The following is a 12,668-nucleotide window of genomic DNA, read 5'->3' as shown; positions in this document are numbered from 1 at the left end:
ACGGGTGTTCCTTAAACGAACCGGACCTGCACTGTTGTCTTGATCGGCACTCTTGCGGTCTGGCCGGATCTGTGCGTCTCGTACTGGCCGGTTCGTACCGGTGCCTCAGACCGGTGGCCAGGGGATCGACGGCCACTGCCCGGAGGGTTCCGGGTGGGTCCCGGTGTCCAGCAGCCGTGCCACCCGTTCCCGTACGGCGGCCAGCTCGACGGGTGTGATCAGTTCGGCCAGCCGGGTGGCGAGGGGCGCTCCCTCGGCGAGGCGGGCGGCGAGGTCGGTCAGGACCTCGCGGGCCTCGTCGGTCAGCGGTTCCCCCGCCCACCCCCACAGGAGGGTGCGCAGTTTGTCCTCGGTGTGGAAGCTCACGCCGTGGTCGATGCCGTAGAGCCGTCCGTCGGGCGCGGGCAGCAGGTGGCCGCCCTTGCGGTCGCCGTTGTTGATCACGGCGTCGAGTACGGAGAGCCGGCGCAGCCTGGGGTCGTCGGCGTGGACGAGCAGGGCGGTGCGGCCCTCTCCGACGTCGGCGAAGGCGACGGCCTTCCAGCCCTCCCCCGCCTCCTCGCCGTCCACGAGGGCGAGGAGCCCGGCCGCCGGGTCGTCCTCCCCCGCCGCTTCGATCCAGTGCTGGACCATGCCCTCGCCGTAGGGGCCGTCGCGCAGCACGGTGGTGGGCACCAGTCCCCAGCCGGTGGCCTCGGAGACCAGGTAGGCGGCCACCTCGCGCTGGGCGAGGTTGCCGTCGGGGAAGTCCCACAGGGGCCGCTCGCCCTTGACCGGCTTGTACACGCAGTCGGCGCTCTCGCCCCCGTACGTGACGGTGCACAGCAGGACGGCGTTGGACGCCTCCCGGATCCGGCCGACGACGGTCAGCTCGCCCTTGGCGAGCAGTTCCTCCAGTTCCCCCGTCGCGTTCACGCCTGGCGCCGGTAGCCGTTCTGGCGCGGGCACACGTGGCCCTCCGGGTCGAGCGGGAGGCTGCACAGCGGGCACGGCGGGCGGCCGGCGTTGACGACGTCCAGGGCCCGCTTGGCGAAGGCGCGGGCCTGGGCGCCGGTGAGGCGGACCCGCAGCATGGGCGGGCCGTTCTCCTCGTCCTGGAGCAGCCGCTCCTCGGCCTCGGCGAGGTCCTCGTCGGAGTCGGCGTCGAGTTCGACGAGGGCCTGGGCCTCGACGATCATCCGCTGTTCCTCGCCGTCCCAGGCCAGGGCCATGGTGCCGACGCGGAACTCCTCCTCGACGGGAACGTCCAGGGGGGCGGTGTCGGCGGCCTCGGCGGGGGCGACGGCCGGGACCGGGGCATTGCCCCCGGTGCGCCGTACGACCTCGTCCAGCAGCTCGTCCATCCGCTCGGCGAGCGCCGCGACCTGGGTCTTCTCCAGGGAGACGCTGGTGACGCGGGGGCCGGCGGAGGCCTGCAGGAAGAACGTACGGCGTCCCGGCAGACCGACCGTGCCGGCCACGAAGCGGTCCGGCGGGTCGTAGAGGAACACCTGACGGGGCACGTCCAGTCTCCAAGTCTCGGCGGCAGGGGGTGCTCTGCGCGTGGCTGTGCTCTTTGCTATGGCCAGTCCACCCTACTGCGCCGTTCGATCACGCCGCGCCCGCGCCGCCGCCCACGACGGCGTTCCCGGCGTCCTCGGCGGCCTTGTCGGCGGTACGGGCCTGGTCGCCGGGGACGAGCGAGCCGAAGTCACCGGTGTCGCCGAGCCGGAAGACGAAGGGGCGGGTCGGCGTGTAGCGGATGGCGGTGACCGAGCAGGGGTCGACGTGGATGCGCTGGAAGAGGTCCAGGTGCATGCCGAGGGCGTCGGCGACAAGGGACTTGATGATGTCGCCGTGCGAGCACATGAGGTAGACGGCGTCGGCGCCGTGCTCCTGCTCGATGCGCGCGTTCCATTCCCGTACGGCCTCCACCGCGCGGGCCTGCATGGCGCGCATGGACTCGCCGCCGGGGAAGGCGGCCGCCGACGGGTGCTGCTGGACGATCTTCATCAGGGGTTCATCGGCCAGCTCGGAGAGTTTGCGGCCCGACCAGTCGCCGTAGTGGCATTCGCCGATCCGCTCGTCGGTGTGCAGTTCGAGCTCGGGTCGGGCGGCCAGGAGCGGCGCGAGGGTTTCGCGGCAGCGTTGCAGCGGGCTGGTGACGGCGGCGGCGAGGGGCACGCCGACCAGTCGTCCGGGCAGCTTGGCGGCCTGTTCGGCGCCGCGCTCGTCGAGGGCGACTCCCGGAGTCCATCCGGCGAGCAACCCGGCGGTGTTGGCGGTGGACCGCCCGTGTCGTACGAGGATCAGCGTGGCCATGGGGTACAGCCTAGGGCCGCCGGGAAAGGCGCGGCGCGGTGAGGTGGGAGTGCGGGCGGGCCGTGGGCAGGGAAGAATGCCCCGGGTGATTGTGGACTGCGCGATTTACAAGTCCGGTGCTCGCGCCGAAGGGCCGGCGGATTTCTCCGATGCCCTCGACGAGGCGCGGGCGACCGGTGACGCCTTCTTGTGGCTGGGCCTGCACGAGCCGACGGAGAAGGAATTCGACCACGTCCGCGAGGAGTTCGGGCTGCACCCGCTGGCGGTGGAGGACGCGCTGACCGCGCACCAGCGCCCGAAGCTGGAGGTGTACGACGATTCGCTGTTCGTCGTCCTCAAGCCGGTGCTGTACGACGAGGACACCGACACGGTGACCGCGGGCGAGCTGATGGTGTTCATCGGCGACTCGTTCGTGGTCACGGTCCGGCACGGCGAGGGCGCCCCGCTGGCCGCCGTCCGCCGCCGGCTGGAGCACGAGCCGGAGGTGCTGCGGCACGGTCCGACGGCCGTCCTGTACGCGGTGTCCGACGCGGTGGTGGACCACTACATCGAGGTGGCGGCCGAGCTCCAGGCGGACCTGGAGGAACTGGAGGCCGACGTGTTCGCGCCGAACGCGTCGGACACCAAGAACACCGCCGCCCGCATCTACGGTTTCAAGCGGCAGGTCCTGGAGTTCCGCCGGGCGACGAGCCCGCTGCTCCAGCCGATGGACCGGCTCGCGTTCGGGGACGTGCCCTTCGTCCACGACCACGCGCAGCCGTTCTTCCGCGACGTCGCGGACCACCTGACGAAGGCGAACGAGTACATCGAGGGGCTGGACCGGCTGCTGTCGGACGCTCTGGCGGCGCATCTGGCGCAGATGGGCGTGCGGCAGAACGACGACATGCGCAAGATCTCGGCCTGGGCGGCCATGGCGGCCGTCCCCACGATGGTGGCGGGGATCTACGGGATGAACTTCGACGACATGCCGGAGCTGAAGCAGACCTGGGGCTACCCCGTGGTGCTGGCGGTCATGGTGGGGGCGTGTCTGGGCCTGCACCGGATGTTCAAGCGCCGGGGCTGGCTGTAGCCCGTCCGCGCGGGGGCCGGTTCAGGCGAACTCGGGGGCGGCCGTCGGCGCTCCTCCCAGCGCGTCGCGTCGTTCGGGCATGCGCAGGCCGAACGCCCGGTGCCAGCCGCTGAAGCGCTCGTACGCGTGCACGCCCCGGATGCCGGCGGCGAACGCGGCCGTCTTGGGGGCGGGCCAGTTCAGCAGGCGTCCCATGTGGCCCATGACGGCGAGGCTGACGTCGCGGTAGACGCGGATCTCCACGAGCGCGCTGTCCCGCAGCACCCGCCGGATGGTGTGGCCGTGTCCCTGGCGGGCCAGGCGCAGCAACTCCTCGTGGCAGTAGGCGAGGTGGTTGACCTCGTCGTTGCTGATCATGCGGACGGCCCTGCCGAGCTCGGGGTGGTCGCCGAAGTCCTTGACGAGCCGGTCCATCTGGTCGGCGGCGCGCTGCTCGGTGACGCGGCTGTGTGCGAGGTAGACGACGACGTCCCGCTCGCTGAGGGGTTCGTCCCGTCGCAGCTTCTCGTGGGCGAGGCCGATGCCGGCGCGTTCCAGCAGCATCGTGTAGTCGGTCTCGGGCGGTACGGGGACGGGCCGCAGGCCGCGTTTGCGCAGCAGCGCGTCGAAGATCCGTCCGTGCTTGTCCTCGTCGGCGCCGTGCCGGGCGATCTTGGGCGCGAGGTGGCGCATGGAGTCGGGGACCAGGGCCGCGATGCGGCCGTTCTCCCAGCCGCCCTGGGCCTCCCCGCTGGCGGCGATGGAGCAGAACAGCTGGAAGGCGTCGTCGTTGTCGACGATCTCCTGGAACACGCTGCGGGCAGAGAGCATGCATCGAGTCAAACCCCGGTCACGGGGACGGGCAACCGAGGGCTCGCCGCGCTCGTCCGAATGAACGAAACGAGGCCGTTGCCCGGGGTGCGTAACCCGGGGGCCGCCCGGAGCGTTGTTGGCTGTGTCGGCCGTGGCGGGGAAGACCCCCCGAGCCCCCACCACGGCCGCAGACTTCGCGGGTCAGGCGAGTCCGGCCCGCTCCATGGCCTCGGTGCCGGCGCGCAGGGCGGCGATCCGCTCGTCCAGGGTGAAGCCGGCCGGGGCGAGGGTGAGGGTGGTGACCCCGGCCTCCGCGTAGGCCCGCATCCCGTCCGCGATGCGCTCGACCGGGCCGAGCAGGGTGGTCGAGTCGATCAGCGAGTGCGGGACGGCGGCGGCGGCCCCGGTCTTGTCGCCCGCCAGGTACTTGTCCTGGATCTCGGCGGCTTCCTTCTCGTAGCCCATGCGCTGGGCGAGCTGGTTGTAGAAGTTCTGCTTGCGGCTGCCCATGCCGCCGACGTACAGGGCGGTGTAGGGGCGGAACATGTCGGCGAGCGCGTTCACGTCCTCGCCGAGGGCCAGCGGCACGGTCGGGCAGACGTCGAAGCCGTCCATGGTCAGCCCGGCCTTCTCGCGTCCGGCGCGGATGTGGCGCAGGGCCGTCTCCTCCAGGTGCTCGGCGGCCGGGAAGATCAGCAGGGCGCCGTCGGCGATCTCGCCGGTCTGCTCCAGGTTCTTGGGACCGATCGCGGCGATGTAGAGCGGGATGTGCTCGCGCTCCGGGTGCACGGTCAGCTTGATCGGCTTGCCGGGGCCGCCGGGCAGCGGCAGGGTCCAGTGCTCGCCGTCGTAGCTGAGGCGCTCGCGGGTCATGGCCTTGCGGACGATCTCGACGTACTCGCGGGTGCGCGCGAGGGGCTTGTCGAACTTGACGCCGTACCAGCCTTCGGAGACCTGCGGGCCGGAGACGCCGAGGCCGAGGCGGAAGCGGCCCTTGGTGAGGGAGTCGAGGGTGGCCGCGGTCATGGCGGTCATGGCCGGCTGGCGCGCCGGGATCTGCATGATGGCCGAGCCGACGTCGATGCGTTCGGTCTGGGCCGCGACCCAGGCCAGCACGGTCGGGGCGTCCGATCCGTAGGCCTCGGCGGCCCAGCAGACGTCGTAGCCGAGGCGGTCGGCCTCCTGGGCGACGGCGAGGTTGTCGGCGTCCATGCCCGCACCCCAGTAGCCGAGATTGATGCCGAGCCGCATAAGTCGTCCCCTTACCGGTTTACCGATCAGTAACGTGTATGTGCGGGGACTGTAGCGCGCCCGGGTCCCATTCGTCAGCGCCCCAGTAGTCTCAGCGCTCATGGAGCAGAGGCATCTCGGCCGCACCGGACTGCGTGTTTCCCGGATCGGGCTCGGCACCCTCACCTGGGGCCGCGACACCGGCGAGGAAGCCGCCGCCGAGCAGATGAAGACGTTCTGGGACGCGGGCGGCACGCTCGTGGACACGGCGGACGTGTACGGCGGCGGGGAGGCGGAGTACCTCCTCGGGCAGTTGGTGGGCGGGCTGATACCGCGTCGGGACGTGGTGATCGCGACGAAGGCGGGCAGCGTGCCCGACCGGGAGCGGCGCTTCGACGGTTCGCGCGGGCACCTCCTCGCCGCGCTCGACGCCTCGCTGGACCGGCTGGGCACCGATTACGTCGACCTGTGGCAGGTCCACGCGTTCGACCCGGCGACGCCTCTGGAGGAGACCCTGCAGGCGGTGGACCTGGCGGTGAGCAGCGGGCGGGCCCGGTACGCGGGGGTCTCCAACTTCAGCGGCTGGCAGCTCGCGAAGGCGGCGACGTGGCAGCTGTCGGCACCGGGCGCACGCACTCGCGTCGCCTCGACGCAGATGGAGTACTCCCTCCTCCAGCGCGGGGTCGAACGCGAGGTGCTCCCGGCAGCCCTGGACCTGGGGGTCGGCCTCCTCCCGTCCTCCCCACTGGGGCGCGGGGTCCTGACGGGGAAGTACCGCTCCGGCGTCGTCCCGGCGGACTCCCGGGGCGGGTCGGAGTCCCTGGCCGCGTTCGTGGCCCCGTACCTGGACGAGGCGGCGGGCCGGATCGTGGACGCGGTCGCGACGGCCGCCCACGGCCTGGCCGTCACCCCGCTCCAGGTGGCGCTGGCGTGGGTCCGCGACCGGCCGGGGGTGGTCGCGCCGATCGTCGGCGCACGGACGTCGGCGCAGCTCGCGGAGGCACTGTCGGTGGAGACCCTTACCCTTCCCGAGGAGATCTGCCGGGCGCTGGACGACGTCTCAGCACCCGTGCACCGCTACCCCGATCAGGACTGGAGCACCCTGTGAGCACGGACCACCACGCCGACCCCGCTGACGCCGGGCCCGCTGACGCGGAAGACCCCGCGACCGACGGCCCGCACCCCGGCGCCGACGGGCGGGAGGCCGGTGCCGGGCTCCACGGCGGAGCCGAGGGTGGCGGGCCGCAGGCCGGGGGCGGCCCGGACGCCGAGGACGGTGAGCCGGGGCCCGGTGCCGTCGTCGGAGCCGAGGACGACGGTCCGGAGGTCCCGGACCGGCTGGGGGCCGCAGCGGATGGCGCGGCCGAGGACGGTGGGTCGCAGGCCGCGGGGCCGGAGGCTGAGCCCTCGGTTTCGGGAAGGGGCGGGGAGGGGGAAGGCCCCGCCGAGCCCGACTCCGATCAGGCGCAGGACGCGGACGGCGCCGACGGCGACGGCGAGGCAGAGGGCGGCACGAGCAGCGAGACGGCGGCGGGTGGCGGCGAGGCGGCCGCGACGGCGCCCGAGTTGAGTGAGGCGCAGGCCGAACTGGCCGCGCAGAAGATCGAGCGCGAGCGCATCGCCCGCCGCAAGGCCGAACGCGCCGGCCCCGTGGAGGCGGGAGCCAAGCTCAGCGGGAAGGCCGCCGACCTGCTGGCCGCCGTACGGGCCGTCGAGAGCGGCGCCAAGGCACCGGGCGGGGCCGTGTACTTCGACGAGGGCACGACCGCGGCCGCCCCGCGCAAGGCCGCGGCCGCCCCCGCTCAGCCCCCGCGGCCCGCACCCGCACCCGTGGCCGCGGCCACCCCCGCCGACGTGGACGCCGTACGGGCCGTGCTGGCCCGCGGCGGCGCCCCGGAGGCGCTGGCCGCCCCCGCGGCGACCGCGCTCGGGGACGGCGCCGCCGAGCAGCTCGCCGAGAACCCCTGGCGACTGCTGGCCGTGGCCGCCGTCCGCCCGGCCCAGGCCGACGGCTTCGCCCGCGCCCTGCTGGGCCCCGGGGCCGGCCCGGCCGACGAGCGCCGCACCACCGCCCTCGTGGGCTGGCTGCTGGCGCAGGCCGGGCTGAAGGGGCACACCGCGCTGGAGGCCCCGGTGCTGGAGAAGGCCCTGGTCCAGTACGGGGTGCCGGATCCCGCCGAAGCCCTGGAGCAGGCGATCGGCGAGGGCTCGGTGCTGGTCTTCCACGAGCCCCTCGGCCCGCCCGCCCAGGAGGGCGAGGAGCAGCCCGTGCGCGTGCTCGTGGGCCTGGAGGGTTCCGCCATGGCCGAGGAGAGCCTCGCCGACGGCCTGGCCCGGCTGGCCAACACCTTCGAGGGCGCGGCCGACTGGGACGGCTCGGAGCTGATCCGCGCCGTCGCGGGCCACGGCCTGGTCACCCACACCGGCGGCGAGGCCGCCCGCGCCGAACCCCTCGCCCTGCTGGCGGCGGCCCGCGAACTGGGCCTGCGCGCCTGTCTCGCCGCGCACGCGCCCACCCCGGACGGCGTCACCGTCGCCGGGCTGCTGTCGGGCGCGGAGGGTCCCGGCCGGGACGCGGACGGGCAGTTCGCGCTCGACCTCCTGATCGTCCTGGACGCCCCGCAGCTGGACGTGGAGACGGCGGCCGCGCTGGTGGAGTCCGTCCCCGACGGGGCCCGGCTGGTGCTGTCCGGCGATCCCGCCGTGCTCGGGTCGGCGGGGGCCGGGCGGGTGTTCGCCGATCTGTTGGCGGCCCGGTTCTGTCCTCAGGTGGTCTCCCGCGTGCCCGACCCGGGCCCCCTCGGCGAGCTGGTCTCCGGGGTCGGCATCGGCGAGCTGGCCCAGGTCGACGCCCCCGGCAAGGAGGTCGTCATCGTCCCGGTGCGCGACGCCGGGGAGGCCGTGCACCGGGCCGTTCAGCTGGTGGCCGAGTCCGTGCCGCGGGCGTTCGGGATCCCGGCCGACAGCGTGCAGGTGATCACCCCGGGCCACGGCGGCTCCGCGGGGACCCGGGCGCTGAACGCGGCGCTGAAGGAGCGGCTGAACCCGGGCCCCGGCCGGTTCGGCGGCTTCGACCCGGGTGACCGGGTCGTCCACGTGCCCTCGCCCGGGCGGGCCCTGCCGGCCCGGGTGGTGTCGGCCGACGCGGCGGGCCTGCACCTGGACCGGGCGGGAGCGCGGGTCGTCGTACCGAAGGAGCTCGTCGAGGCGCAGGTGCGGCACGGCTGGGCGGTGACGGCGCACCAGGCCGTGGGGGCCCGCTGGCCCGCGGTGGTCGTCGTACTGCCGGGTGACGCGGCGCAGGCGCTGTCACGGGACTGGGTGTACACGGCGTTCGGACGGGCCGAGCGGCACCTGTCGGTGGTGCACGGCGTCGACCAGGCGCTGCCCCGCGCGGTCGCGGAGGTGCTGCCGAAGCCGCGTACGACGCGTCTGACGGGCCTCTTGGCGGCCCTCGCGGCGGCAGCGGCGCAGCAGCCGGAGTAGAGCGGCAACGGCCGGAGGCCGTGGCGCCGGCCCCTGCGGGCGTGGCGCCACGGCCTCCGGTGTGGACCGAGCGGGGTTCGAGCGAGGGCCGACCGGGGGTCGGGCCCGCGTCAGGCGGGGGTCAGCCCCGGCTCCTCGTCCTCGTCGAACTCGTCCAGTTCCTCGTCGAAGACGGAGCTGACGTCGAACCGGTGCAGGACGTCCTCCGCGTCCGTGTGCCCGAAGGGCGAGGCCAGCCACTCCCCCGGCTCGGCCATCTCCTCGGAGGCCGCGATCCAGAGGGTGGAATCGCCTTCCTCGAGGCCGAACTCCTTGTAGCGGGAGGCGATCTCGTCGGGCTCGTACTCCCCGAAGAGCACGCCCAGCGCGCCGGCGGTGCCGCCGTGGACGAGCTCGGCGTCGCGGTCGTGCGCGGCGACCCGTTCGGCCTGCGCGATCAGCCGCGGCGGTTCGACGACGGCGTAGTCACGGCGGATGAGCACGCTGAACGCGGCGGGCTCGGCGGGGCCGCTGTACGGGACCCCGTCCTCGGGGGTGGGGATCTCGAAGGGGGTGACCTCGTCGTAGCGGTCGTAGAGGAGTTCGTCGTACTCCTCGGCGGCGGCGGCGAGTTCGTTGAAGGCGGCGTAGACGGCCGGGTCCTCGTCCCCGGTCCTGCGCTCGACCGCGGCGAGGTGACGGTCGAGGGCGGCCTTTACCGCCTCGGCGGCGGCACGTACCTCGGCAACAGTGGGCAGAGCGGCATCAGACATAGGGCAGACGCTATCCGTAGCAGGCCTCTGCCCGCACAATAGATACCGATGCCGGAATACGAATTTGTCGACGTGTACGTGCCTCGCGGGGTCCCCCGCAAAGAGGCGACCCGCCTGCTGACCGACCATGCCGAGTACGGGAACTGGGAGCTCGACCGGCTGACCCTGCACCGGGACGGCAGCCGCCGCGTGCGGCTGCGCCGCCGGATCATCCGCCAGGTCCGCGCGACCTGGTGACGTGGTGTGACGCGGGCCCCGGCGTCGGGGCCCGCGTCCTGATCGTCCGTCAGGCGGCGTTGCGGACGCGGCGGTAGAGCACGCTGCCGGCCAGCAGGAGCCCGCCGGCGAGCGGGAGCCCGGCGGTGAGGACGTCACCGGTGCCGGTGGCGGCCAGTCCCGTCCCCGGCGAGGTGACGGGGGTCACGGAGCCCCCTGCCGCGGCGTCGCCGCCGGATCCGCCGGTGCCGCCGGTACCGGGCGCCCCCGGGCCGCCCGGCTGACCCGGAGTGGCCGGGTTCCCGGGCTGGGCCGGAGTGCCGGGGTTGCCCGGGAGCTGACCACCAGGTGTACCGGGCGTTCCCGGGTTCCCCGGCTGGGCCGGAGTGCCGGGGTTGCCCGGGTGCTGTCCGCCGGGCGTACCCGGGTTCCCGGGCTGACCCGGGTGGTGGCCGCCGGGCGTGCCCGGGTTCCCGGGGTTGCCCGGGTGGTGGCCGCCCGGCGTGCCCGGGTTTCCGGGGTTGCCCGGGTGGCCGGGTGTGCCCGGGCCTCCCGGGTGGCCGCCGGGGCCGTGGTCGTCGCACGGGGGCTGCTCCGGGCCCGGCTTCCCGCCGTGGCCCGAGTCGTTGGAACAGTGGTTTCCGAAGGCCGGGTTGAGCAGGCCGACCACGGAGACGGTGTTGCCGCAGATGTTCACCGGCGCGTCCACCGGTGCCTGCACGTTGTTCCCGGACAGCACGCCCGGCGAGTTCGCCGCGTGCCCGGAGGCGCCGGAGTCCGCGTGCGCGTACCCCCCGCCCAGGGCGAGGACACCTCCCGCGGCAGCCATGGTGATCAGGGTCTTCCTGGTGGCCTGTGCCGGTCGTCGTCGCATGTGTGCTCGTCCCCTCCTGCATGTGTTTCGGCCAGGCTCCCCTGCCTGTCGCGCCGAAGACGATAAGAAATTCGGGGCCTGAAAGGCCGGTGGCCCCGGAGCGCTGGAATGCGCTCCGGGGCCCAAGACTTCAGACGCGTCAGGCGTTGACGCAGGTGTTGCCGAAGGCCGGGTTCAGCAGGCCGATGACGTTCACCGTGTTACCGCACACGTTCACCGGAACGTGGACGGGGACCTGGAGCACGTTGCCGGACAGGACACCGGGCGAACCGACGGCCGCGCCCTGGGCACCGGCATCGGCGTGGGCCAGGCCCGCACCCGCGAGAACCACAGCACCGGTGGCAGCCGCAGCGGCGACAACCTTCTTGATCATTGTTCCTCCTAGTAGGCAATGCGGTCCCAGCCGCGGACCGCAACACCTGTAACGAGGAGGGATCACCGGGGCTACGAGCGTATGAGCGCATTCACTCTTCTCAGTGGAATCCGCACACCCTCCCGATTCCTCGGCGTCAGGCGTTGTCGATGAATCGGTCGAGCACCCGAACCCCGAACTTCAGCCCGTCCACCGGCACCCGCTCGTCGACCCCGTGGAACATCCCGGCGAAGTCCAGCTCCGGCGGCAGCTGCAGCGGCGCGAAGCCGAAGCAGCGGATGCCGAGGTCGTCGAAGGACTTGGCGTCCGTACCGCCGGAGAGCATGTACGGGACCGCGCGCGCGATCGGGTCCTCCGCGCGCAGGGCGCCCTGCATGGCGTCCACGAGCCGGCCGTCGAAGTCCGTCTCCAGGGCCTTGTCCCCGTGCACGTCCTCCCGCTTCACGCGCGGGCCGAGGATCCGGTCGAGGTCCGCGAAGAACTCGTCCTCGTATCCGGGCAGGAAGCGGCCGTCGACGTGCGCGGTGGCCTGGCCGGGGATGACGTTGACCTTGTAGCCGGCGCCGAGCATCGTCGGGGCGGCCGAGTTCCTCAGGGTCGCGCCGACCATCTTGGCGATGCCGCCGAGCTTGGCGAGCGTGGCGTCCATGTCGTCCGGGTCCAGGGGGGTCCCGAGGGCGTCCGAGAGCTCGTCCAGGAAGCTGCGCACGGTCTTGGTGACGCGCACCGGCCACTGGTGGCGGCCGAGGCGCCCCACGGCCTCGCACAGCTCCGTGATCGCGTTGTCGGTGTTGGTCATGGAGCCGTGGCCCGCGGTGCCCTCCACCGTGAGCCGCATCCAGTGCATGCCCTTCTGGGCGGTCTCCACCAGGTAGAGGCGCAGGTTCTCGTTCACGGTGAAGGAGAAGCCGCCGACCTCGCCGATGGCCTCGGTGACCCCCTCGAAGAGCCCCGGGTGCTTGTCGACGAGGTGCCGGGCCCCGTAGATGCCGCCGGCCTCCTCGTCGGCGAGGAAGGCGAGCACGATGTCGCGCGGGGGCTTGCGGCCGCTGCGCATGCGGTCGCGGACGACGGCCAGCGTCATCGCGTCCATGTCCTTCATGTCGACGGCGCCGCGGCCCCACACGCAGCCGTCGGCGATCTCGCCGGCGAAGGGGTCGTACGTCCAGTCGACCGCGTTGGCCGGAACCACGTCGGTGTGCCCGTGGATGAGCAGCGCCGGGCGGGAGGGGTCCTCGCCCTCGATCCGCGCGACCGTGGAGGCGCGCCCCTTGTGCGATTCGAAGATCTGCGGCTCCAGGCCGACCTCGGCGAGCTTCTCCGCGACCCACTCGGCCGCCTTGCGTTCGCCGGGGCCGGAGTGGTCCCCGTAGTTGCTGGTGTCGATCCGGATGAGGTCCCGGCAGAGGTCGACGACCTCGTCCTCGCCCGAGACGGTCCTGCCCGCGTTCGACTCGCTCACGCTGCTTCCTCCCACTGATCGGTACCGAACTGCCCCCATCCTCCCGCTCCGGGCCGCTCTCCCCAAGGGAGATCCCCGGCCACCGGGGGGTGTGATCGAGGACCCCGGAATGT

Annotated in this window: 13 protein-coding genes; 4 read left to right on the top strand and 9 right to left on the bottom strand. The window is 73.3% G+C overall.

Going from position 1 to position 12,668, the window contains the following annotated elements:
* Positions 1-105: 105 nt before the first annotated feature.
* The 3 genes from ACFYZL_RS16815 to ACFYZL_RS16805 all read right to left on the bottom strand — a co-directional run bounded on the left by ACFYZL_RS16815 (position 106) and on the right by ACFYZL_RS16805 (position 2,301).
* Positions 106-948, bottom strand: a complete 843-nt coding sequence (locus ACFYZL_RS16815) for an SCO1664 family protein (RefSeq protein WP_384753113.1) — start codon at positions 946-948, stop codon at positions 106-108.
* Positions 912-1,502 (bottom strand): DUF3090 domain-containing protein, encoded by a 591-nt coding sequence (locus tag ACFYZL_RS16810; protein WP_384753110.1) that lies wholly within the window; start codon positions 1,500-1,502, stop codon positions 912-914. Before ACFYZL_RS16810 ends, ACFYZL_RS16815 begins: the two co-directional genes overlap by 37 nt.
* Before the next feature lie 88 nt (positions 1,503-1,590).
* Complete coding sequence (locus ACFYZL_RS16805; protein ID WP_384753107.1) at positions 1,591-2,301, bottom strand: histidine phosphatase family protein; 711 nt, start codon at positions 2,299-2,301, stop codon at positions 1,591-1,593.
* A 76-nt stretch (positions 2,302-2,377) separates the two neighbouring features.
* Here ACFYZL_RS16805 and corA point away from each other — a divergent pair, with 76 nt between their 5' ends.
* On the top strand, positions 2,378-3,370 hold the full coding sequence (gene corA, locus ACFYZL_RS16800) for a magnesium/cobalt transporter CorA (protein WP_384753104.1): 993 nt from the start codon (positions 2,378-2,380) through the stop codon (positions 3,368-3,370).
* 21 nt (positions 3,371-3,391) lie between these two features.
* Here the strand turns inward: corA and ACFYZL_RS16795 are convergent, their stop codons facing one another.
* Together ACFYZL_RS16795 and ACFYZL_RS16790 are read right to left on the bottom strand one after the other, a co-directional pair.
* A complete protein-coding gene (locus ACFYZL_RS16795; RefSeq protein WP_384753101.1) occupies positions 3,392-4,180 on the bottom strand; it encodes a ferritin-like domain-containing protein in 789 nt (262 codons plus the stop codon).
* A 183-nt stretch (positions 4,181-4,363) separates the two neighbouring features.
* Positions 4,364-5,413, bottom strand: coding sequence for an LLM class F420-dependent oxidoreductase (locus tag ACFYZL_RS16790; RefSeq protein ID WP_384592279.1), 1,050 nt, complete (start codon positions 5,411-5,413; stop codon positions 4,364-4,366).
* A 100-nt stretch (positions 5,414-5,513) separates the two neighbouring features.
* On the opposite strand from ACFYZL_RS16790, the gene ACFYZL_RS16785 reads away from it, so the two are divergent.
* Both ACFYZL_RS16785 and ACFYZL_RS16780 read left to right on the top strand, forming a co-directional pair.
* Positions 5,514-6,500, top strand: a complete 987-nt coding sequence (locus ACFYZL_RS16785) for an aldo/keto reductase (protein WP_384753095.1) — start codon at positions 5,514-5,516, stop codon at positions 6,498-6,500.
* Positions 6,497-8,878, top strand: coding sequence for a helix-hairpin-helix domain-containing protein (locus ACFYZL_RS16780; protein ID WP_388679595.1), 2,382 nt, complete (start codon positions 6,497-6,499; stop codon positions 8,876-8,878). The genes ACFYZL_RS16785 and ACFYZL_RS16780 overlap by 4 nt, the downstream gene beginning before the upstream one ends.
* Positions 8,879-8,988: 110 nt before the next feature.
* Here ACFYZL_RS16780 and ACFYZL_RS16775 read toward each other — a convergent pair whose 3' ends face one another.
* Entirely contained in the window at positions 8,989-9,630 is a 642-nt protein-coding gene (locus tag ACFYZL_RS16775; RefSeq protein ID WP_376661505.1) for a hypothetical protein, read from the bottom strand.
* A gap of 48 nt (positions 9,631-9,678) precedes the next feature.
* Between ACFYZL_RS16775 and ACFYZL_RS16770 the strand changes: the two genes are divergently transcribed.
* On the top strand, positions 9,679-9,867 hold the full coding sequence (locus ACFYZL_RS16770; RefSeq protein WP_031146791.1) for a DUF5703 family protein: 189 nt from the start codon (positions 9,679-9,681) through the stop codon (positions 9,865-9,867).
* Between the two features lie 49 nt (positions 9,868-9,916).
* On the opposite strand, the gene ACFYZL_RS16765 is transcribed toward ACFYZL_RS16770, so the two are convergent.
* The 3 genes from ACFYZL_RS16765 to ACFYZL_RS16755 form a co-directional block, all read right to left on the bottom strand.
* Positions 9,917-10,720, bottom strand: a complete 804-nt coding sequence (locus ACFYZL_RS16765; protein WP_384753088.1) for a chaplin — start codon at positions 10,718-10,720, stop codon at positions 9,917-9,919.
* Between the two features lie 139 nt (positions 10,721-10,859).
* Positions 10,860-11,093: a chaplin gene (locus ACFYZL_RS16760; RefSeq protein ID WP_376661507.1), complete on the bottom strand. Its 234-nt coding sequence runs from the start codon at positions 11,091-11,093 to the stop codon at positions 10,860-10,862.
* A 136-nt stretch (positions 11,094-11,229) separates the two neighbouring features.
* Entirely contained in the window at positions 11,230-12,555 is a 1,326-nt protein-coding gene (locus ACFYZL_RS16755) for a M20/M25/M40 family metallo-hydrolase (protein WP_384735975.1), read from the bottom strand.
* Positions 12,556-12,668 lie beyond the last annotated feature (113 nt).

The organism is Streptomyces sp. NPDC001717 (assembly GCF_042892775.1).
In the GTDB taxonomy this organism is placed as follows: domain Bacteria; phylum Actinomycetota; class Actinomycetes; order Streptomycetales; family Streptomycetaceae; genus Streptomyces.
Note: the sequence above shows the minus strand (reverse complement) of the source record. Positions and strands in the feature narration are given on the sequence as shown.

Bases quoted from the DNA above. Each gene is read 5' to 3' on its own strand.
- ACFYZL_RS16805 (WP_384753107.1), bottom strand. From the start codon at position 2,301: ATGGCCACGCTGATCCTCGTACGACACGGGCGGTCCACCGCCAACACC.
- corA (WP_384753104.1), top strand. From the start codon at position 2,378: ATGCCCCGGGTGATTGTGGACTGCGCGATTTACAAGTCCGGTGCTCGC.
- ACFYZL_RS16795 (WP_384753101.1), bottom strand. From the start codon at position 4,180: ATGCTCTCTGCCCGCAGCGTGTTCCAGGAGATCGTCGACAACGACGAC.
- ACFYZL_RS16790 (WP_384592279.1), bottom strand. From the start codon at position 5,413: ATGCGGCTCGGCATCAATCTCGGCTACTGGGGTGCGGGCATGGACGCC.
- ACFYZL_RS16785 (WP_384753095.1), top strand. From the start codon at position 5,514: ATGGAGCAGAGGCATCTCGGCCGCACCGGACTGCGTGTTTCCCGGATC.
- ACFYZL_RS16775 (WP_376661505.1), bottom strand. From the start codon at position 9,630: ATGTCTGATGCCGCTCTGCCCACTGTTGCCGAGGTACGTGCCGCCGCC.
- ACFYZL_RS16770 (WP_031146791.1), top strand. From the start codon at position 9,679: ATGCCGGAATACGAATTTGTCGACGTGTACGTGCCTCGCGGGGTCCCC.
- ACFYZL_RS16765 (WP_384753088.1), bottom strand. From the start codon at position 10,720: ATGCGACGACGACCGGCACAGGCCACCAGGAAGACCCTGATCACCATG.
- ACFYZL_RS16760 (WP_376661507.1), bottom strand. From the start codon at position 11,093: ATGATCAAGAAGGTTGTCGCCGCTGCGGCTGCCACCGGTGCTGTGGTT.